This window comes from Dellaglioa sp. CoH-57-MRSF-18, from assembly GCF_056781995.1.
Window position 1 is genome coordinate 1 of the sequence record NZ_JBXAXX010000235.1, and the last position, 263, is coordinate 263.

General features: G+C 62.4%; 1 protein-coding gene. It reads left to right on the forward strand.

The window, feature by feature from the left end; genetic code table 11:
- Positions 1–217: SGNH hydrolase domain-containing protein (locus AC1RPG_RS08830; RefSeq protein WP_481762612.1), on the forward strand; the 217-nt coding region annotated here is incomplete at its 5' end.
- Positions 218–263 lie beyond the last annotated feature (46 nt).

Consider the following 263-nt stretch of genomic DNA (forward strand, 5'->3'; position numbering starts at 1 on the left):
GTACACGATGTCGGCCGAGCAGACTCTGAAGGAAACGGGCGGGCAGTTCGTCGACACCAAGGAGCTGTTCTGCGTCTACAATAAGTGCCCGGCCTTCGTCGACGGCATACCGGTCAAGTTCGACATGACGCACATCACCGAGGAGTACGCACGCCACATCGCCCCCGCGTTCGTCGCTCTCCTCGCAGAGTCGGGCGTGAGTCTCAGCGGCACGTAGCCGTCGAGGTCAGTCCGCCTCCTCCATCTCGATCACGAACGGACCC